The organism is Trinickia mobilis (assembly GCF_017315705.1).
Lineage (GTDB): Bacteria > Pseudomonadota > Gammaproteobacteria > Burkholderiales > Burkholderiaceae > Trinickia_A > Trinickia_A mobilis.
In genome coordinates, this window is the sequence record NZ_JAFLRF010000005.1 from 103,512 (window position 1) to 123,237 (window position 19,726).

The window sequence follows — 19,726 nt, forward strand, 5'->3', positions numbered from 1 at the left end:
TCCAGCCGGCTCAAGCCAGGAACAGGCGGTAAACCGTGTTCTGGCTCTCGTCCCAATACGGATAGCCGAGCGTCGACAGGAACTCCTTGAATTCGGCGTTTTCCGCTTCGGGCACCTGGATGCCGACGAGGATCGAGCTGTAGTCCGCGCCCTGGTTCCGGTAGTGGAAGAGGCTGATGTTCCAGTCCGGCGCCATCGACGACAGGAACTTCATCAGCGCGCCCGGCCGTTCGGGGAATTCGAAGCGGAACAGGCGCTCGTCGTGCGCGAGCGGCGTGTGGCCGCCGACCATGTAGCGGATGTGCTGCTTCGAGAGTTCGTCGTTGGTGAGGTCGACGGCGGGGAAGCCGTGCGCCTCGAAGTTCTTCGCGAGCGCATCGGACTCGCCGCGGCTCTTGATCTGCACGCCGACGAAGATATGGGCCGAGCGCGCATCGGCGATCCGGTAGTTGAACTCGGTGACGCTGCGCTCGCCGACCAGTTCGCAAAAGCGCTTGAAGCTGCCGCGCTCTTCGGGAATCGTCACCGCGAATACGGCTTCGCGCGCCTCGCCGACCTCGGCGCGTTCGGCGACGAAGCGCATCCGGTCGAAGTTCATGTTCGCGCCGGACGTGATCGCGATCAGCGTCTCGTTCTCGATGCCTTCGCGCTCCGCGTACTGCTTCGCGCCCGCGACCGACAACGCGCCGGACGGTTCCAGAACGCTGCGCGTGTCGAGGAAGACATCTTTGATTGCCGCGCACAGTGCGTCGGTGTTCACGGTCAGCACTTCGTCGAGATATTCGCGGCACAGGCGGAACGTCTCCTCGCCGACGAGCTTGACCGCGGTGCCGTCGGCGAACAGGCCGACCTCGGCGAGCGTCACGCGCTCGCCGGCCTTGATCGACTGCGCCATCGCGCACGAATCGTCGGATTGCACGCCGATGACCTTGATCTCCGGGCGCACCGCTTTCACGTAGGCCGCGACGCCCGCCGCGAGCCCGCCGCCGCCGATCGGCACGAAGATCGCGTGAATCGGCGCCTGGTGCTGGCTCAGGATTTCCATCGCGGCCGTGCCCTGGCCGGCGATGACATACGGATCGTCGAACGGGTGCACGAACGTGAGGCCGCGCGCTTCCTGCAGCTTGACGGCATGCGCGTACGCGTCGCTATACGATTCGCCGGCCTGCACGACCTCGACGGTCGGCCCGCCGTGGGCGCGCACCGCATCGACCTTGACTTGCGGCGTCGTCACCGGCACTACGATGACCGCCTTGACGCCCATCTTCGCGGCCGAATACGCGACGCCTTGCGCATGGTTTCCCGCCGACGCCGTAATCACGCCGCGCGCCAGCGCTTCGGCCGGAATGTGCGCCATCTTGTTGTACGCGCCGCGCAGCTTGAACGAGAAGACGGGCTGATTGTCTTCGCGCTTCAGATAGACGCGGTTCTTCAGCCGGGCGGACAGGTTGCGGGCGGGTTCGAGCTCGGTTTCGCGGGCGACGTCATAGACGCGCGCCGTGAGGATTTTCTTCAGGTAGTCGTGAGGAGCCATGGGATGACGCGCGATGCGCTCGGCAGTACGCAAGAATCAAAGGGGAAAAGACCCATGATAGCGCCAACGGCTTCGATTCCATCCTGAACGGCGACTTGAATTCGCGCCGGCACGGCCGTTTTGCCAACCGTCCGTTCGGTAAATTTTGTGCGGTGATTACGTTCTGCGACGCGGGTTTCGATCGTCAAAGCGTAAGTTTCAACAGAATTCGAGCGTCAACGCGCAGTGGGATCATGGGGTAGAATTCCGTTTTGAAACAAGGATCGAAAGATGCACTGGCAGCCTCGGACCGCCCATTTGATGCCGACTTCGCGCGACGCGTGTCCCGCGGCGCAGCGGCACGTCCGCCACGCACGATCGTGTAGCTGCATCTGAATCGCGAAGGCCCGCGCGCTCGCGCCAGGTCGCTTTGAGCCGCGGTTTGCGCTTCGCCCTCATAGAAGAATCCCTAGAATTGCGCCCCGTGCGCATGCTGGCCGAGCGCTCGTGAATGAGCACCGCGGCGGCACATAGAGTCGTCCGACCATGAACGCACCTCAAGATTTCGATCCGAACGGCGCCGCTGCCGCCCTGGCCGCCGATCCCGAGCCGCGCTTGCGCGAAATCCCCTACAACTACACGTCGTTCTCCGACCGCGAAATCGTCATTCGCCTGCTGGGCGACGACGCCTGGGCCGTACTCGACGAATTGCGCGCCGAACGCCGCACCGGCCGCTCGGCGCGGATGCTGTACGAAGTGCTCGGCGACATCTGGGTCGTGCGCCGTAATCCGTATCTGCAGGACGACCTGCTCGACAACCCGAAGCGCCGCGCGCTCCTGATCGAAGCGCTCAACCACCGGTTGAACGAGATCGAGAAGCGCCGCCGCGCCGATTTGTCGGAGCATCGCGAGGATGCGGGCGGCGTCGAGCGCGCCGCGCGCGTCGAGACGCTGGTGATCGCGGCGCGCCGCGCCGTCGAGGCGTTCGCAGCCGAATTCGACAAGTCCGCCGAACTGCGCCGCCGCGCGACCAAGGTGCTCGGCCGCTGCACGCAGAAGGACAACATCCGCTTCGACGGACTCTCGCGCGTTTCCCACGTGACCGACGCCACCGACTGGCGCGTCGAATACCCGTTCGTCGTGCTGACGCCCGATACCGAGGCCGAGATCGCGGGTCTCATCAAGGCGTGCTTCGAACTCGGCCTGACGGTGATTCCGCGCGGGGGCGGCACGGGCTATACGGGCGGCGCGGTGCCGCTCACGCCGTTCTCCGCCGTCATCAACACCGAAAAGCTCGAGCAATTGGGCGCGGTCGAACTGACCGAACTCCCGGGCGTCGCGCGCAAGGTGCCGACGATCTTCTCGGGCGCGGGCGTCGTCACGCGCCGCGTGACCGAAGCGGCCGAAGCCGCCGGCTATGTGTTCGCGGTCGATCCGACTTCGCTCGACGCGTCATGCATCGGCGGCAACGTCGCGATGAACGCGGGCGGCAAGAAGGCCGTGCTGTGGGGCACGGCGCTCGACAACCTCGCGTGGTGGCGCATGGTCGATCCGCAAGGCAACTGGCTCGAAGTCACGCGCCTCGATCACAACCTCGGCAAGATCCACGACATCGCGGTCGCGCGCTTCGAGCTGAAGTGGTTCGACGGCGAACACGCGCCGGGCGAAAAGCTGTTGCGAACCGAAGCGCTCGACATCGAAGGCAAGCGTTTCCGCAAGGAAGGCCTCGGCAAGGACGTCACCGATAAATTCCTCGCCGGCCTGCCCGGCGTGCAGAAGGAAGGCTGCGACGGGCTCATTACGTCGGCGCGCTGGGTGCTGCACAAGATGCCCGCGCATACGCGCACCGTCTGCCTCGAATTCTTCGGCCAGGCGCGCGAGGCGATTCCGAGCATCGTCGAAATCAAGGACTACCTGTTCGAAACGTCGAAACAGGGCGGCGCGATTCTCGCCGGCCTGGAGCACCTCGACGAGCGCTATCTGCGCGCAGTCGGCTACGCGACGAAGAGCAAGCGCAATGCGTTTCCGAAGATGGTGCTGATCGGCGATATCGTCGGCGACGACGCCGATGCGGTCGCGACGGCAACGTCCGAAGTCGTGCGGATGGCGAACGGCAAGAGCGGCGAAGGCTTCGTCGCGGTGAGCGCCGAGGCGCGCAAGCGCTTCTGGCTCGACCGCAGCCGCACGGCCGCGATTGCGAAGCACACGAACGCGTTCAAGATCAACGAAGACGTCGTGATCCCGCTCGACCGCATGGGCGAGTACACCGACGGCATCGAGCGCATCAACATCGAGCTGTCGATCAAGAACAAGCTGCAGCTCGTCGACGCGCTGCAGGCGTTCTTCAAAGGCGGCAAGCTGCCGCTCGGCAAGAGCGACGATGCGAACGAAATTCCGAGCGCCGAGCTGCTCGAAGACCGCGTGCAGCAAGCGCTCGTGCTGCTGCAGCGCGTGAAAGTGCGCTGGGAGTTCCTGCGCGACCACCTCGACATGCCGTTGCGCGAAGCCGAGCATCACCTGGTGCAGCTCGGCTACGAAGCGCTTGCGGAGCGGTTCGCCGACCGCGTCGACGCCCAGCCGGGCGCAACCGTGTTCGACGTGACGCAAGACCGCACGGTGCGTGTGTCGTGGAAGCAGGAAATCCGCGCCGAGCTGCGGCAGATCTTCAACGGCGGCGAGTTCAAGCCGATCCTCGACGAAGCACAGGCGGTCCACAAGCAGGTGCTGCGCGGCCGCGTGTTCGTCGCGCTGCACATGCACGCGGGCGACGGCAACGTCCACACGAACATCCCGGTCAACTCGGACAACTACGAGATGCTGCAGGACGCCCACAAGGCCGTCGCGCGCATCATGAAGCTTGCGCGTTCGCTCGACGGCGTGATTTCCGGCGAGCACGGCATCGGCATCACGAAGCTCGAATTCCTGACCGACGCCGAGATCGGCGAATTCCGCGAGTACAAGAAGCGGGTCGACCCGGAAGGGCGCTTCAACAAGGGCAAGCTGCTGGAAGGCGCGGACCTGCGCAACGCCTACACGCCGAGCTTCGGGCTCATGGGCTACGAGTCGCTGATCATGCAGCAATCCGACATCGGCGCGATCTCCGATTCGGTGAAAGACTGCCTGCGCTGCGGCAAGTGCAAGCCGGTGTGCGCGACGCACGTGCCGCGCGCGAACCTGCTGTACAGCCCGCGCAACAAGATTCTTGCGACGTCGCTGCTGATCGAAGCGTTCCTGTACGAAGAGCAGACGCGCCGCGGCGTCTCGATCAAGCACTGGGACGAGTTCAACGACGTCGCCGACCACTGCACGGTGTGCCACAAGTGCGCGACGCCGTGCCCCGTGCAGATCGATTTCGGCGACGTGACGATGAACATGCGCAACCTGCTGCGCAAGATGGGCAAGAAGAAATTCAACCCGGGCTCGGCCGCGGGCATGTTCTTCCTGAACGCGACGAATCCGCAGACGATCAACCTCGCGCGCACCGCGATGATGGGCGTCGGCTACAAGGCGCAGCGCCTCGCGAACGACTTGCTGAAGAAGGTCGCGAAGAAGCAGACCGCGCACCCGCCCGCGACGGTCGGCAAGCGGCCCGTCGTCGAGCAGGTGATCCACTTCGTCAACAAGAAGATGCCGGGCAACCTGCCGAAGAAGACGGCGCGCGCGCTGCTCGACATCGAGGACAACAAGATCGTGCCGATCATCCGCAACCCGAAGACGACGACCGTCGATTCGGAGGCGGTGTTCTACTTCCCGGGCTGCGGCTCGGAGCGTCTGTTCTCGCAGGTCGGGCTCGCGACGCAGGCGATGCTGTGGGAAGCGGGCGTGCAGACGGTGCTGCCGCCCGGGTACCTCTGCTGCGGCTACCCGCAGCGGGGCGCAGGGCAGTACGACAAGGCCGAGAAGATCGTCACCGACAACCGCGTGCTGTTTCACCGCGTCGCGAATACGCTGAACTATCTCGACATCAAGACGGTGGTCGTATCGTGCGGCACCTGCTACGACCAACTGGCCGGCTACGAATTCGAGAAGATTTTCCCGGGCTGCCGGATCATCGACATCCACGAATTCCTGTTGGAAAAGAACATCAAGCTCGACGGCGTGAAGGGCACGCGATACATGTACCACGACCCGTGCCACACGCCGATCAAGACGATGGACCCGGTGAAGCTCGTCAACGAGCTGATGGGTTCGGAGAAGGATGGCTACAAGATCGCGAAGAACGACCGCTGCTGCGGCGAATCGGGCACGCTCGCGGTGACGCGCCCGGACGTGTCGACGCAGGTGCGCTTCCGCAAGGAAGAGGAGATCAGGAAGGGCGCGGCCATGCTGCGTGCGATTCCGGTGGTGGCGGGCGGTGCGTCGGCAGCGGCGCCGGCCGGCGGCAACGGCGCAGACCCGGCCTCCAACGGCGCGCCCGACATCAAGATCCTGACGAGCTGCCCGTCGTGCCTGCAAGGCCTCTCGCGCTACAACGAGGACGCGAACATCGAAGCCGACTACATCGTCGTCGAAATTGCGCGCCACGTGCTCGGGGAAGACTGGATGGCCGACTACGTGAAGCGCGCGAACAATGGCGGGATCGAGCGAGTGCTGGTCTAATACCCGCACTTGATATTGCGCTAGGGGCCGACGATGGAATGCGTTTTCTGCCGTGAAGAAGGCGGCGCCGTGCTCTGGCAGGACGACGTGATGCGCGTCGTCCTCGCCGACGAACACGATTACCCCGGCTTTTGCCGGGTGATCTGGAACGAGCACGTCGCCGAGTTTTCCGATCTCGACGACTCCGCTCGCGACCGCGTGATGCGCGCGGTCAATGCGGTCGAACGCGCGATCCGGCGCGTGATGCAGCCGATCAAGGTGAATCTCGCGAGCCTCGGCAACCAGGTGCCGCACGTGCACTGGCACGTCATCCCGCGCTTCACGAACGACGCGCATTTCCCGTTGCCCGTGTGGGCGCCGCGGCAGCGCACGGTTTCGGAGGCGCTCTTGTCCCAGCGGCGCGCGCAGGCCACGCTGCTCGCCGAAGCGGTGCGCCACGAAATCGAACGCGCTTTTGCCTGATCGCGCTTGCTCGATGATTGCCGGCCGAGACTGTCAGCCGCGCTAATACGACGCTGCGATTGCCCCCCCTTTTTGCCAGACGAGGTTGCCATGCCCGGACTGACCCCAGCTACGCCGGTGCCGACCGGCGTCGTCGTGCACGCCCTGTCGCGCGTGCTCGAGCTTCAATACGCGAGCGGCGAGACCTACCGGGTGCCGTTCGAGCTGCTGCGCGTGTATTCGCCTTCGGCCGAAGTCCGCGGCCACGGGCCTGGGCAGGAGACGCTGCAAACGGGCAAGCGCGACGTGTCGATCGTCTCGCTCGAAGGCGTCGGCAATTACGCCCTGCAGCCGACCTTCTCCGACGGCCATTCGACCGGCATCTATTCGTGGGATCTTCTCTATGACCTCGCGACCCGGCAGGATGAACTCTGGCGCGAGTATCTAGACAAATTGGAAGCGGCGGGCGTCGACCGGGACGCCCCGATGGCCGCATCCGACAGCCCGCACGGCCACCGTCACTGATACGATCGCGGCTGTCTGCCGCCATTCGCGCGGCGCAACAATTTCAGAATACGCGGAGGACGAGCGCGATGAGCAAGACCCACTTCGGCTTTCAGACGGTCGACGAACAAGAGAAGGCGAAAAAGGTTGCCGGCGTGTTCCACTCGGTGGCGAGCAATTACGACCTGATGAACGACCTGATGTCGGGCGGGCTGCACCGGGTGTGGAAAGCATTCACGATCGCGCAGGCGAACGTGCGGCCGGGTTACAAGGTGCTCGATATCGCGGGCGGCACGGGCGACCTGTCGATGGCGTTCGCGAAGCAGGCCGGGCCGACGGGCGAGGTCTGGCACACGGACATCAACGAGTCGATGCTGCGCGTGGGCCGCGACCGCCTGCTCGACAAAGGCGTGATCACGCCCGCTCTCTTGTGCGACGCAGAAAAAATTCCCTTTCCGGACAACTACTTCGACGTGGTGACGGTGGCGTTCGGCCTGCGCAACATGACGCACAAGGATGCCGCGCTCGCAGAGATGCGGCGCGTGCTGAAGCCGGCCGGGCGCCTATTGGTGCTGGAATTCTCGAAGGTTTGGGACCCGTTGAAAAAAGCGTACGACGTCTACTCGTTCAAAGTGTTGCCGTGGCTCGGCGGCAAATTCGCGAAAGACGCCGAGAGCTACCGCTATCTTGCGGAATCGATCCGGATGCATCCGGACCAGGAAACTTTGAAGACGATGATGGAACAAGCCGGCCTCGACGCCGTCAAATATTACAATTTGTCAGCTGGCGTGGTAGCCTTGCACGTCGCGACTAAGTATTAGTGTTCCCAAATCGTTGTCCTTTAAAGGATTTTCTCCATGACCACCTCGCTTTCTTTGTCTTCCAAAAAGCTTACGTCTTCGCTGGCGAGGCGAATCGGACAGGCCGCCATGGTCGGTTTGATCGTCGTCGGCACGTTCGCTGCGCTCGACGCCGAAGCGAAGCGCATGGGCGGGGGTCGCAGCTTCGGCCGCCAATCGCAGACTGTCCAAAACCAGTCGACTCCGCCGGCTCAGCAGCCGATGCAGCAGCAATCCACGCAGCCGTCGCAAGCTCAGCGCGCAGCGCCTGCGCAACCCGCGCCGGCCGCCGCGCCTAACCGCTCGCGCTGGCTGGGGCCGATCGCCGGTCTCGCCGCGGGCTTGGGCATTGCCGCATTGCTGTCGCACTTCGGGCTCGGTGAAGCCTTTGCCGGCGCGATGGCCAACATCATCGTGATCGCGCTGATCGCAATGGTTGCAATCTGGCTGATCCGCAAGCTCATGTCGCGCCGCCGCCAGAACGAGCCGGCTTACGGCGCAGCCGGTTCGGCTTCGATGAACGCGGGCGGCCTCGGCTCGGGTTACTCACAAGAGCCGAGTTACACGCCGCCGGCCACGGCTGGGGCTTTCGGTACTTCATCGCGTTTCGATGCAGCGCCGGAAGCGAACGCTGCACCGGCCGTACCGGCCGGTTTCGACACCGCAGCGTTCCTGCGCAACGCGAAGGTGAATTTCGTGCGGCTTCAGGCTGCTTGGGACGAAGGCAATACCGCTGACATCCGCGAGTTCACGACGCCGGAAATGTTCGCCGAGGTGAAGATCGACATCGACGCGCGCGGCGCCGAGCGCAACCAGACCGACGTCGTGCAGTTGGACGCCGAATTGCTCGGGGTCGAAGACCGCGGCAGCGAGTACCTCGCGAGCGTGCGCTTCAGCGGATTGATCCGCGAAACGGCGGGTGCGGCTGCGGAGCCGTTCGTCGAAGTGTGGAACCTGTCGAAGTCCGCGCGTGCGGGCGAAGGCTGGCTGCTGGCGGGTATCCAGCAAGTTTCCAGGCACTGAAACGCCGTCGCGTAGGCCGTTCTGTCTAGGCAGGCCGTAGGCGAACGGACGTTACAATAGAAACCCGCGCAGGCCGTCGCCTGCGCGGGTTTTTTCATCCCACTCCCGATGACCCTCGCTGCCAAGCCTTTTTCCGCTGCTGTCAATCATCTGCTCGCCCGCGAATCGTGGGCCCGCGAGCGCCTCGCTCCCTATGCCGGCAAGACTGCGCGGCTTGCCTGTCCTCCTGTCGTCATCGTGCTGCTGGTACAGCCCGACGGTTATTTGAAGGCTGTCGAAGAGAATGAGGCGCAACAATGCGACGTTGCCATCTCGGTGCCGGCCGATGCGCTGCCGGCATTCGTGCAGGGCGGACAGGCTGCAGTGATGAAGCACGTCAAGATCGAAGGCGACGCCGAGTTCGCGACGCAAATCGCGAAGCTCGCCGAACATTTGCGCTGGGAGCCGGAAGAAGATTTGGCGAAGCTGATCGGAGATGCCCCCGCTTACCGCGTCGCGACGCTGGCGAAGACCGTTGGCGAACGGGCGATCAGGACCGGGCGCAACCTGCGTGATTCGGTCGCCGAATATCTGCTCGACGAAAACCCGCAGCTCGTGCGCCGCACGGCGCTTACCGATTTCAATGCGGAACTTGCGCGCGCACGCGACGCGCTCGCGCGAGTCGAGAAGCGGGTCGAGCGCATCGAGCAAAAGGTAGAAGCCCGCGAGAGCGCCAGTGCGCCGCGCGGTGCCGCCCCTTCGCGCGGCACACGCTAGTCACCGGGTCCATCCATGCGTTTTCTGCGCTTCATTAAGATCGTTTTTACTGTCATCCGTTTCGGCCTGGACGAGATAATGCTAAGCCGCATCAACGACCGCCGTGTGCGGCTGCTGCTGCGCTTCGCGACCATCGGCCGGCGTTTCAAGGAGCCGCCCGCGGTGCGGCTGCGGCTCGCACTCGAAAGTCTCGGTCCGATCTTCGTCAAGTTCGGGCAAGTGCTGTCGACGCGCCGCGATCTTCTGCCCGTCGATATCGCAGTGGAGCTTGCGAAACTGCAGGACCAAGTGCCGCCGTTCGATTCGGCGGTGGCGATCGGCATCATCGAGAAAGCACTCGGCGCACCCGTCGACGAACTGTTCGACGAGTTCGAGCGGGTGCCGGTGGCGAGCGCGTCGATCGCGCAAGTTCACTTCGCGAAGGTGAAAGCCGGGCAGCACGCGGGCAAGGCGGTGGCGGTGAAGGTGCTCCGGCCCAACATGCTGCCTGTGATCGACTCCGATCTCGCGCTCATGCGCGATATCGCCGTCTGGGCCGAGCGCCTGTGGGCCGACGGCAAGCGCTTGAAGCCACGCGAAGTCGTCGCCGAATTCGATAAATACCTGCACGACGAGCTCGACCTGATGCGCGAGGCCGCGAACGGCAGCCAGTTGCGGCGCAACTTCGTCGGGCTAGATCTGTTGCTCGTGCCGGAGATGTACTGGGAGTTCTGCACGGCAAACGTGCTCGTGATGGAGCGCATGGTGGGCGTGCCGATCAGCCAGGTCGACACGCTGCGCGGCGCCGGCGTCGACATTCCGAAGCTCGCGCGCGAAGGCGTCGAGATCTTCTTTACGCAGGTGTTTCGCGACGGCTTCTTTCACGCGGATATGCACCCCGGCAACATCCAAGTGAGTCTGGACCCCGAGCATTTCGGGCGCTATATCGCGCTCGATTTCGGGATCATCGGCGCGCTGTCCGACTTCGACAAGAACTACCTCGCCCAGAACTTCCTCGCCTTCTTCAAGCGCGACTACCACCGCGTCGCGACGCTGCACCTGGAGTCGGGCTGGGTGCCGCCGACCACGCGCGTCGAGGAACTCGAGAGCGCGATTCGCGCGGTCTGCGAGCCGTACTTCGATCGGGCGCTGAAGGACATCTCGCTGGGCCAGGTGCTCATGCGCCTTTTCTCGACTTCCCGGCGCTTCAATGTCGAGATTCAGCCGCAGCTCGTGCTGCTCCAAAAGACCATGCTGAACGTCGAAGGGCTCGGCCGCTCGCTCGACCCGGAGCTTGATCTCTGGAAGACGGCCAAGCCGTATCTCGAGCGCTGGATGAACGAGCAGATCGGCTTGCGCGGCTGGGTCGAGCGCCTCAAAGTCGAAGCGCCGCAATGGAGCAAGACGCTGCCCCAACTGCCGCGGCTGATTCATCACCTGCTGTCCGATCGCCACGACTCGCCGCGCGCGGCGAACGAAGAAGCGATGCGGAAGATTTTGCTCGAGCAAAAGCGTACGAATCGGTTGTTGCAAGGCTTGCTGGTGTTCGGGATAGCGGTCGGCGTCGGTGCCGTGGTTGCCCGCGTATGGCTGGCCATTGCTTACGGTGCTTAGCGGACGCAGGGCAAGCAACCAAACGAGGATATCCCGATGAGCGATTCGAAGAAGCCGGCCGTTCCGGAAAAACTCAATCCGAACACCCCTATTTTCAGCGCGCAGGACCCGAATGCCGCGGCATTTTGGGACCAGCGCTTTGAGAAGGGTTATACGCCGTGGGACCAGGCCGGCGTGCCCGATGCGTTCCGCGCCTTCGTCGCTCGCCACGACATGCGGCCGGTCCTGATCCCTGGCTGCGGCAGTGCCTATGAAGCGTGGTGGCTTGCGCAAGCGGGCTGGCCGGTGCGCGCGATCGACTTCGCGGCGAACGCGGTGGCCGCCGCCCGCGCGCAGCTTGGCGACCGTGCCGACCTCGTCGAGCAGGCCGACTTCTTCACTTACGAGCCGCCGTTTGCGCCCGGATGGATCTACGAGCGCGCATTCCTGTGCGCGCTGCCGAAGGCGCGTTGGCGCGGCTACGCCGAACGCATGGCGGCCTTGCTCCCGCCGCAAGGGCTGCTTGCCGGCTTCTTCTTTCTGGGGGCGACGCCGAAGGGGCCGCCGTTCGGCATCGAGCGCGCTGAACTCGATGCATTGTTGTCACCTCACTTCGAGATGATCGAGGACGAACCGGTGACCGATTCGATTGCGGTGTTCGCGGGCCGCGAACGGTGGCTGACATGGCGCCGCCGGCTGTGATCGAGCCTTGATCCGGGCGCGTTCGCCCTTATCTGAGAGCACGGATATGCGCGCCGCCGTCATCCCGGAAATCCGGGTGGACAGTCGGTTTGCAGCTATAATTCAGCGCTTTGCAAGCGCTTAATAGTTTTTTTGTCGGGAAAAGCCGGGAAGGGAATCATGCCGATCTATGCCTACCGCTGCGAATCGTGCGGCTTCGAAAAAGATGTGCTCCGGAAGATGAGCGATGCGCCGTTGACGCAATGCCCGGAGTGCTCGAAGGACACGTTTCGCAAGCAGGTGACGGCCGCCGGCTTTCAGTTGAAAGGCTCGGGTTGGTATGTCACCGATTTCCGCAGCGGTTCGAATGGCGCGAAAACCGGCACGGCGACTGGCAGCGAATCCGCGACGGCCGACAGCGGCAAGGCGGACGCGGCGCCGAGCGATCGCGCTAGCCCGGCGCCGGCCGCATCCGATGCGTCGAGCCCGAGCACTGCGGCGCCGGCCGCGGCAGCCGGCAGCACCAGCGCCTAATTGCGCGCTGCAATCGGGCGCCCACGAGGTCGCGTCCAATCGACACCGAATAGGGCTACCCCGCACCGATCCGTTCCCGGTGCGGTTTTCTGGCGGTACACATGAAAAAGACGACGCTCAAATCCGTGTTTCTGACTGGCCTCCTGGTCCTCGTACCGTTGGCGATCACGTTGTGGGTGCTCGGGCTCATCATCGGCACGATGGATCAGACCCTGCTCTTGCTGCCGGAATCGTGGCAGCCGGAGCGGCTTTTCGGTTTCCATGTGCCCGGCATCGGCGCGCTGTTGACGCTTGCTTTCATCTTCATCGTCGGCCTGTTCACGCAGAACTTCGTCGGCCAGAAGCTCGTCACGTGGTGGGACGCCGTGCTGCGTCACATCCCCGTGGTCGGGCCGCTCTACACGAGCGTCAAGCAAGTGTCGGACACGCTGCTTTCGAGCAGCGGCAATGCGTTTCGCAAGGCGCTCCTGATCGAATATCCGCGCCGGGGTTCTTACACGATCGCGTTTCTGACGGGCATTCCCGGCGGCGACGTGGTCAACCACCTGAAGGACGAGCACGTGAGCGTCTACGTGCCGACAACGCCGAACCCTACGTCGGGCTTTTTTCTGATGGTGCCGAAGAGCGAAGTCATCGAACTCGACATGTCGGTCGACACCGCGCTCAAGTACATCGTCTCGATGGGCGTCGTGGCGCCGTCCGTGCCCAGCGTGGCGTCGTCGGCGCGCCGCCCGGTCGAGCCGCCGCTCTGAGCTCTAATGCCGGGAGCGCTTGCACGACGAGCGCGTCCCCTTGATCAAACTAAACGATAGACAAATACCATGTCGATGAGATCTGAATACTGCGGTCTGGTGACCGAACACCTGCTGGGGCAAACCGTGTCGCTGTGCGGCTGGGTGCATCGTCGGCGCGACCATGGCGGCGTTATCTTCATCGACCTTCGCGACCGCGAGGGCCTCGTTCAGGTCGTCTGCGACCCGGATCGCGCGGAGATGTTCAAGGCCGCCGAAGGCGTGCGCAACGAGTTCTGCGTCCAGGTGACGGGCGTCGTGCGCAACCGTCCGGAAGGCACGACCAACACCGCCTTGAAGAGCGGCAAGATCGAAGTGCTGTGCCACGAGCTGACCGTGCTCAACGCGTCGGTGACGCCGCCGTTCCAGCTCGACGACGACAACCTCTCCGAAACCACGCGCCTTACCCATCGCGTGCTCGACCTGCGCCGTCCGCAGATGCAGCAGAACCTGCGCCTGCGCTATCGCGTGTCGATGGAGGTGCGCAAGTATCTCGACGCGCAAGGCTTCATCGACGTCGAAACGCCGATGCTCACGAAGAGCACGCCGGAAGGCGCGCGCGACTACCTCGTGCCGTCGCGCGTGAACGCCGGCCAGTTCTTCGCGCTGCCGCAATCGCCGCAGCTCTTCAAGCAGTTGTTGATGGTCGCGAACTTCGATCGCTACTACCAGATCGTCAAGTGCTTCCGCGACGAAGATCTGCGTGCCGACCGCCAGCCGGAATTCACGCAGATCGACTGTGAGACTTCGTTCCTCACGGAGCAGGAAATTCGCGACCTGTTCGAGAAGATGATCCGTCACGTGTTCAACGCGACGATCGGCGTGCCGCTCGACGAGAAATTCCCGGTGATGCGGTACTCGGAAGCGATGGCCCGCTTCGGTTCGGACAAGCCGGACCTGCGCGTGAAGCTCGAATTCACCGAACTGACCGACGCGATGAAGGACGTCGACTTCAAGGTGTTCAGCACGCCGGCCAACTCGAAGGACGGCCGCGTCGCGGCGCTGCGCGTGCCGAAGGGCGGCGAGCTGTCGCGCGGCGACATCGACGGCTACACGGAATTCGTGCGCATCTACGGCGCGAAGGGCCTCGCGTGGATCAAGGTCAACGAAGCGGCGAAGGGCCGTGACGGCCTGCAGAGCCCGATCGTGAAGAACCTGCACGATGCGTCGATCGCGGCGATCCTCGAGCGCACGGGCGCTCGGGACGGCGACATTATCTTCTTCGCGGCGGATCGCGCGAAGGTCGTCAACGACAGCCTCGGCGCGCTGCGTCTGAAGATCGGCCATTCGGAGTTCGGCAAGGCGAACAGCCTGGTCGAGCCGGGCTGGAAGCCGCTGTGGGTCGTCGACTTCCCGATGTTCGAATACGACGAGGAAGAAGCGCGCTACGTCGCGGCTCATCACCCGTTCACGAGCCCGAAGGACGAGCACCTCGAGTACCTCGAGAGCGACCCGGGCCGTTGCCTCGCGAAGGCGTACGACATGGTGCTCAACGGCTGGGAAATCGGCGGCGGCTCGGTGCGGATCTATCGCGAAGACGTGCAGAGCAAGGTGTTCCGCGCGCTGAAGATCGGCCCGGAAGAGGCGCGTGCGAAGTTCGGCTTCCTGCTCGACGCGCTGCAGTACGGCGCGCCGCCGCACGGCGGCATCGCGTTCGGTCTCGACCGCATCGTCACGATGATGGCCGGCGCCGATTCGATCCGCGACGTGATCGCGTTCCCGAAGACGCAACGCGCGCAGTGTCTGCTCACGCAAGCGCCGAGCTCGGTCGACGAGCGCCAGCTGCGCGAGCTGCATATTCGCCTGCGCCAGCCGGAACAGCCAAAGGCGTAAGCGTCGTCCGCGCGCGGCGCGCCGTCCCGAACCATGCCGAAACCGCCGAAAATTCCGGAATCCGTTCTCGTCGTCATCCATACGCCGGAACTCGACGTGCTGATCATCGAGCGGGCCGATCGCCCGGGGTTCTGGCAATCGGTGACCGGCTCCAAAGACAGGCTCGACGAACCGCTCGTCGAGACCGCGGTGCGCGAGGTGGCCGAGGAGACGGGGATCGTCGTCGGCAGCGAACGGGTGCCGGAAAGCGGGCTCGTCGACTGGCGCCATCAGATCGACTACGAGATCTATCCGGTGTGGCGGCATCGTTACGCCGAGGGCGTCACGCGCAACACCGAACACTGGTTCAGTCTCGAAGTGCCGCATCGCGTCGAGGTGACGCTCGCGCCGCGCGAGCACACCGCGTACCTCTGGCTGCCGTATGAAGAGGCGGCGTCGCGTTGCTTCTCGTGGTCGAACCGCGAGGCGATTCTCCAGCTGCCGCGCCGCGTGCGCGGACGCATGGCATGACGGCTGCCGGCGCCGGTGCCGACACGCGGCCTTTCGCGCGGCTTCGGCAGACGCTCGCATCCGGACGCACTTCGCGGCTTTTGCTCACGGCCGGCAATACGGTGCGCCTCTTGTGCGGCGGCGCGGAATTCTTTGCGGCGCTGATCGAGCGCATCGACGGCGCGAGCGAGACGGTCGCGCTCGAAACCTACATCTTCTGCGACGATGCGGCGGGCCGCCCGGTTTCCGACGCGCTGATGCGCGCCGCCCGCCGCGGCGTGGAGGTGCGCGTGATCACCGACGGCATCGGCACCGATCGTCTGCCGATGTTCGACGACTGGCCCGCGGCAGGCGTCGAGCACCACATCTTCAACCCGCATCTGTTCGGCCGCTTCGGCTTTTCGCGCACGCACCGCAAGTTGGCGATCGTCGACGGCCAGTTCGCGTTTTGCGGCGGCATCAACATCGTCGACGACTTCGTCCAGGACGGCATCCGCCTGCCTCATCCGCGCTGGGATTTTGCAGTCGAGTTGACCGGGCCGGTGGTTTCTCAAGTCGGCGACGCCTTCGATCTGCAATGGCTGCGCATCGAGCTTGGCCACCGGCCGCATCCGCTGCAGACCCTGGGTTCGGAGGCCAGGCTGTCGTTGCCGGAAGGCGCGGTCGCGTCGGCGCTGATGGGCCGCTCGGCGCGTATGCGCCGCCGGGCGCTCGCGGCGGCGCGCACGATTCGCGAGCCGAGTGTCGCATTCTTCGCACGCGATAACGTCGTCAACCGGCGCGCGATCGAAAAGGCGTACCTCGCCGCGATCGGGCGCGCGCGCCACGAGGTGCTGCTCGCCAATCCCTACTTCATGCCGGGCCGCAAGCTGCGCCGCGCGCTCGTGCGGGCGGCGCGGCGGGGCGTCGACGTGCGCATCCTGATCGGCCGCAAGGAATTCGCCGCGCTCGACTACGCTGTGCCGTACCTCTATCGCACGCTGCTCAATGCCGGCGCGCGCATCGCCGAATACGAAAAAACAATGCTGCACGGCAAAGTTGCCGTGGTCGATTCAAATTGGGGTACAGTCGGTTCCTCGAATCTCGACGCGCTGAGTCTCGTCTTGAACAACGAGGCAAACGTGGTGCTCGTCAAGCACCGCGAGATCGGATTGCTGCGCGACTCGATCCTCGCCGCATTTGGCGAAGCACGGCCGATCGACGCCGCCCGCTACGCGGCGCGTCCGCTCGGCGAGCGGCTCTTGAACTGGTTCGCGTATCTGTCCTACCGTACCGTCATGAAGCTGCTGACTGTCGGCGGCTACGATTGAGGCGAAACGGCCCTCACGCTCACTGCTTGCTTTGCATGGGACCGGAGTAAGCGCCAAAGCGCTAACTCCGGATCGACACGCTGCCCCCAATCCCCCAAGGGGACTTCCTGCGGGGCGGGGGACTTCCTTCGGGGCGCGAGGGGGGCAGTACGCTTGGGGCGGCCCGGCGCGTACTGAAATGCCGTGCCACGCCGAGCGAGCCCAAGGCAATAAGCAAAAAGCCCGCTTCCTGCGATGCGGCAACGCCGCAAGAATAGGGAAGGCCGGTTAGATACCGGTGTCTAATAAATTCCTTGTTTCAGCAGCGGTCGCACTCAATAATAGTACGGCCGTTCTATTTTCAATTTACGGTCATACAAGAACGGTACAAAGCTATGCGAAAAGGCGAACAGACGCGCGCCGCAATTCTCGACGCTGCATTGGACTTGGCAAGCCGCGACGGCCTCGAAGGCCTGACCATCGGCCTGCTGGCCGAGCGCATGCAGATGAGCAAGAGCGGGGTGTTCGCGCATTTCGGGTCGCGCGAGGACTTGCAAGTCGAGGTCGTGCGCGAATATCACCACCGTTTTGAAGACGAGGTGTTTTTCCCGAGCTTGCGCGAGCCGCGCGGGTTGCCGCGTTTGCGCGCGATGCTCTCCCGCTGGATAGAAAAGCGCATCCAGGAAGTGACGACCGGATGTATCTACATCAGCGGCGCGGTCGAGTACGACGACCGCGGGGACAATCCGGTGCGTGAGCAGCTCATGCTGAGTGTGACGACGTGGCGCGCGGCGCTTCTGAGGGCCATTTCGCAGGCGATGGAAGAAGGGCATCTGCGCGGGGACACCGATCCGAACCTGATGCTCTTCGAGGTGTACAGCTTCACGCTCGGTTTGCATCACGACGCGCGGTTCCTGCATTTGCCGGATGCGGTGCGCCTCACGTGGGCCGCGCTGGAAAAACTGATTGTTTCGTATCAGAGCGAAAGCCGCTAGCGCGCGATGACTGGCATCGCGGCCGACTTCGTTGGCACAACCTTTGGAGAGAGTGATGGGACAGTACGCCGCGCCGCTGCGCGACATGCAATTCGTGTTGCACGAGCTGCTCAACGTGGAAGCCGCTGTGAAGGCGATGCCGAAGCACGCGGATCTTGACGCCGACACGATCAACCAAGTACTCGAAGAAGCCGGCAAGTTCTGCTCCGAAGTGCTGTTTCCGCTCAACCAGAGCGGCGACAAGGAAGGCTGCACGTACGGCGGCGATGGCGCCGTGACGACGCCCAAGGGCTTCAAGGAAGCGTACAAGCAATACATCGAAGCGGGCTGGCCGGCGCTCGGCTGCGATCCCGAATATGGCGGCCAGGGGCTGCCGGCGTTCGTGAACAACGCGCTCTACGAAATGCTCAATTCGGCGAACCAGGCCTGGACGATGTATCCGGGTCTCTCGCACGGCGCGTACGAATGCCTGCACGCGCACGGCACTCCTGGACTGCAGCAAACTTATCTGCCGAAGCTCGTGTCGGGCGTCTGGACCGGCACGATGTGCCTGACCGAGCCGCACTGCGGCACCGACCTCGGCATCCTGCGCACGAAGGCGGAGCCGAATGGCGACGGCTCGTACTCGATTACCGGCACGAAGATCTTCATCTCGAGCGGCGAACATGACCTTGCCGAGAACATCGTCCACCTCGTGCTCGCGCGCCTGCCGGACGCGCCGCCGGGAACCAAGGGCATTTCGCTTTTCGTCGTGCCGAAATTCGTCCCGGACGCATCGGGCGAGCCGGGCGAGCGCAACGGCATCAAGTGCGGCTCGATCGAGCACAAGATGGGCATCCACGCCAACGCCACGTGCGCGATGAATCTCGACAACGCGAAAGGCTGGCTCGTCGGCGAACCCGACCGCGGCCTGCAGGCGATGTTCGTGATGATGAACGCGGCGCGTCTGGGCGTCGGCATGCAGAGCTTGGGTCTCACCGAAGTCGCGTATCAGAACTCGCTCACGTACGCGAAGGAACGCCTGCAGATGCGCTCGCTGACCGGCCCGAAGGCACCGGAAAAAGCGGCCGATCCGATCATCGTTCACCCCGACGTGCGCCGCATGCTGCTTACGCAGAAGGCCTACGCCGAAGGCGCACGCGCGTTCTCGTACTGGGCGGCGCTCCATATCGACAACGAGTTGTCGCACGCGGACGAAGCGGTGCGCAAGGAAAGCGCCGATCTCATCGCGCTGCTCACGCCGATCCTGAAAGCGTTCCTGTCGGACAACGCGTTCGAGTGCACGAACCACGCGATGCAGATCTACGGCGGCCACGGCTTCATCGCCGAGTGGGGCATGGAGCAGTACGTGCGCGACGCGCGGATCAACATGATCTACGAAGGCACGAACGCGGTTCAGTCGCTCGACCTGCTGGGCCGCAAGGTGCTCGGCGACATGGGCGCGAAGATGAAGAAGTTCGGCAAGCTCGTGACGGATTTCGTCGAGGCCGAAGGCGTGAAGCCGGAGATGCAGGAGTTCGTCAACCCGCTCGCGGACATCGGCGACAAGGTCCAGAAGCTGACGATGGAAATCGGCATGAAGGCGATGGCGAACCCGGACGAAGTCGGCGCGGCCGCCGTGCCGTATCTGCGCACGGTCGGCCATCTCGTGTTCTCATACTTCTGGGCTCGCATGGCGCGCATCGCGCTCGACAAGGAAGCGTCGGGCGATCCGTTCTACAAGTCGAAGCTCGCCACGGCGCGCTTCTACTTCGCGAGGCTCCTGCCCGAAACGGCGTCGACCATCCGTGCAGCGCGCGCCGGCTCGAAGACGTTGATGGACATCGAAGAGGCGCTGTTCTAGGCGACCCGACTCACGCGCCGCGTT

Annotated in this window: 16 protein-coding genes; 15 read left to right on the plus strand and 1 reads right to left on the minus strand. The window is 64.2% G+C overall.

Annotated features, from left to right (window positions below; genetic code table 11):
• Window positions 1-10: 10 nt before the first annotated feature.
• Window positions 11-1,534: a threonine ammonia-lyase, biosynthetic gene (gene ilvA, locus J3489_RS08950; protein WP_206997364.1), complete on the minus strand. Its 1,524-nt coding sequence runs from the start codon at window positions 1,532-1,534 to the stop codon at window positions 11-13.
• A 525-nt stretch (window positions 1,535-2,059) separates the two neighbouring features.
• Between ilvA and J3489_RS08955 the strand changes: the two genes are divergently transcribed.
• The 15 genes from J3489_RS08955 (at window position 2,060) to J3489_RS09025 (ending at window position 19,702) form a co-directional block, all read left to right on the plus strand.
• Window positions 2,060-6,112, plus strand: coding sequence for a DUF3683 domain-containing protein (locus J3489_RS08955; RefSeq protein ID WP_206997365.1), 4,053 nt, complete (start codon window positions 2,060-2,062; stop codon window positions 6,110-6,112).
• Window positions 6,113-6,145: 33 nt separating this feature from the next.
• Window positions 6,146-6,574 (plus strand): HIT family protein, encoded by a 429-nt coding sequence (locus tag J3489_RS08960; protein WP_206997366.1) that lies wholly within the window; start codon window positions 6,146-6,148, stop codon window positions 6,572-6,574.
• Between the two features lie 90 nt (window positions 6,575-6,664).
• Window positions 6,665-7,078: a gamma-butyrobetaine hydroxylase family protein gene (locus J3489_RS08965; RefSeq protein ID WP_206997367.1), complete on the plus strand. Its 414-nt coding sequence runs from the start codon at window positions 6,665-6,667 to the stop codon at window positions 7,076-7,078.
• 68 nt (window positions 7,079-7,146) lie between these two features.
• Entirely contained in the window at window positions 7,147-7,878 is a 732-nt protein-coding gene (gene ubiE, locus J3489_RS08970; protein WP_206997368.1) for a bifunctional demethylmenaquinone methyltransferase/2-methoxy-6-polyprenyl-1,4-benzoquinol methylase UbiE, read from the plus strand.
• A 36-nt stretch (window positions 7,879-7,914) separates the two neighbouring features.
• A complete protein-coding gene (locus tag J3489_RS08975; RefSeq protein WP_206997369.1) occupies window positions 7,915-8,919 on the plus strand; it encodes a Tim44 domain-containing protein in 1,005 nt (334 codons plus the stop codon).
• 108 nt (window positions 8,920-9,027) lie between these two features.
• Window positions 9,028-9,675: a ubiquinone biosynthesis accessory factor UbiJ gene (locus tag J3489_RS08980; RefSeq protein ID WP_206997370.1), complete on the plus strand. Its 648-nt coding sequence runs from the start codon at window positions 9,028-9,030 to the stop codon at window positions 9,673-9,675.
• A gap of 15 nt (window positions 9,676-9,690) precedes the next feature.
• Window positions 9,691-11,268, plus strand: a complete 1,578-nt coding sequence (ubiB, locus tag J3489_RS08985) for a ubiquinone biosynthesis regulatory protein kinase UbiB (RefSeq protein WP_206997371.1) — start codon at window positions 9,691-9,693, stop codon at window positions 11,266-11,268.
• 36 nt (window positions 11,269-11,304) lie between these two features.
• Complete coding sequence (locus J3489_RS08990) at window positions 11,305-11,949, plus strand: class I SAM-dependent methyltransferase (RefSeq protein WP_206997372.1); 645 nt, start codon at window positions 11,305-11,307, stop codon at window positions 11,947-11,949.
• Window positions 11,950-12,108: 159 nt separating this feature from the next.
• Window positions 12,109-12,462 carry an FmdB family zinc ribbon protein gene (locus J3489_RS08995; protein WP_206997373.1) on the plus strand — a complete coding sequence of 118 codons (354 nt, stop codon included), beginning with the start codon at window positions 12,109-12,111 and terminating at the stop codon, window positions 12,460-12,462.
• Window positions 12,463-12,563: 101 nt separating this feature from the next.
• The gene (locus J3489_RS09000) at window positions 12,564-13,214 is read left to right on the plus strand and encodes a DUF502 domain-containing protein (protein WP_206997374.1); all 651 of its coding nucleotides are present in this window, start codon (window positions 12,564-12,566) and stop codon (window positions 13,212-13,214) included.
• Between the two features lie 69 nt (window positions 13,215-13,283).
• On the plus strand, window positions 13,284-15,086 hold the full coding sequence (aspS, locus tag J3489_RS09005; RefSeq protein ID WP_206997375.1) for an aspartate--tRNA ligase: 1,803 nt from the start codon (window positions 13,284-13,286) through the stop codon (window positions 15,084-15,086).
• A gap of 33 nt (window positions 15,087-15,119) precedes the next feature.
• A complete protein-coding gene (gene nudB, locus J3489_RS09010; RefSeq protein WP_206997376.1) occupies window positions 15,120-15,596 on the plus strand; it encodes a dihydroneopterin triphosphate diphosphatase in 477 nt (158 codons plus the stop codon).
• Complete coding sequence (locus tag J3489_RS09015) at window positions 15,593-16,885, plus strand: phospholipase D-like domain-containing protein (RefSeq protein WP_206997377.1); 1,293 nt, start codon at window positions 15,593-15,595, stop codon at window positions 16,883-16,885. Before nudB ends, J3489_RS09015 begins: the two co-directional genes overlap by 4 nt.
• Before the next feature lie 374 nt (window positions 16,886-17,259).
• Complete coding sequence (locus J3489_RS09020; protein ID WP_206997378.1) at window positions 17,260-17,859, plus strand: TetR/AcrR family transcriptional regulator; 600 nt, start codon at window positions 17,260-17,262, stop codon at window positions 17,857-17,859.
• Between the two features lie 55 nt (window positions 17,860-17,914).
• A complete protein-coding gene (locus tag J3489_RS09025; protein WP_206997379.1) occupies window positions 17,915-19,702 on the plus strand; it encodes an acyl-CoA dehydrogenase C-terminal domain-containing protein in 1,788 nt (595 codons plus the stop codon).
• Window positions 19,703-19,726 lie beyond the last annotated feature (24 nt).

Bases quoted from the DNA above. Each gene is read 5' to 3' on its own strand.
- J3489_RS08960 (WP_206997366.1), top strand. From the start codon at position 6,146: ATGGAATGCGTTTTCTGCCGTGAAGAAGGCGGCGCCGTGCTCTGGCAG.
- J3489_RS08965 (WP_206997367.1), top strand. From the start codon at position 6,665: ATGCCCGGACTGACCCCAGCTACGCCGGTGCCGACCGGCGTCGTCGTG.
- J3489_RS09000 (WP_206997374.1), top strand. From the start codon at position 12,564: ATGAAAAAGACGACGCTCAAATCCGTGTTTCTGACTGGCCTCCTGGTC.
- J3489_RS08995 (WP_206997373.1), top strand. From the start codon at position 12,109: ATGCCGATCTATGCCTACCGCTGCGAATCGTGCGGCTTCGAAAAAGAT.
- nudB (WP_206997376.1), top strand. From the start codon at position 15,120: ATGCCGAAACCGCCGAAAATTCCGGAATCCGTTCTCGTCGTCATCCAT.
- J3489_RS09025 (WP_206997379.1), top strand. From the start codon at position 17,915: ATGGGACAGTACGCCGCGCCGCTGCGCGACATGCAATTCGTGTTGCAC.
- J3489_RS08975 (WP_206997369.1), top strand. From the start codon at position 7,915: ATGACCACCTCGCTTTCTTTGTCTTCCAAAAAGCTTACGTCTTCGCTG.
- aspS (WP_206997375.1), top strand. From the start codon at position 13,284: ATGTCGATGAGATCTGAATACTGCGGTCTGGTGACCGAACACCTGCTG.
- J3489_RS08980 (WP_206997370.1), top strand. From the start codon at position 9,028: ATGACCCTCGCTGCCAAGCCTTTTTCCGCTGCTGTCAATCATCTGCTC.
- ilvA (WP_206997364.1), bottom strand. From the start codon at position 1,534: ATGGCTCCTCACGACTACCTGAAGAAAATCCTCACGGCGCGCGTCTAT.
- J3489_RS08990 (WP_206997372.1), top strand. From the start codon at position 11,305: ATGAGCGATTCGAAGAAGCCGGCCGTTCCGGAAAAACTCAATCCGAAC.
- ubiE (WP_206997368.1), top strand. From the start codon at position 7,147: ATGAGCAAGACCCACTTCGGCTTTCAGACGGTCGACGAACAAGAGAAG.
- ubiB (WP_206997371.1), top strand. From the start codon at position 9,691: ATGCGTTTTCTGCGCTTCATTAAGATCGTTTTTACTGTCATCCGTTTC.
- J3489_RS09015 (WP_206997377.1), top strand. From the start codon at position 15,593: ATGACGGCTGCCGGCGCCGGTGCCGACACGCGGCCTTTCGCGCGGCTT.
- J3489_RS09020 (WP_206997378.1), top strand. From the start codon at position 17,260: ATGCGAAAAGGCGAACAGACGCGCGCCGCAATTCTCGACGCTGCATTG.
- J3489_RS08955 (WP_206997365.1), top strand. From the start codon at position 2,060: ATGAACGCACCTCAAGATTTCGATCCGAACGGCGCCGCTGCCGCCCTG.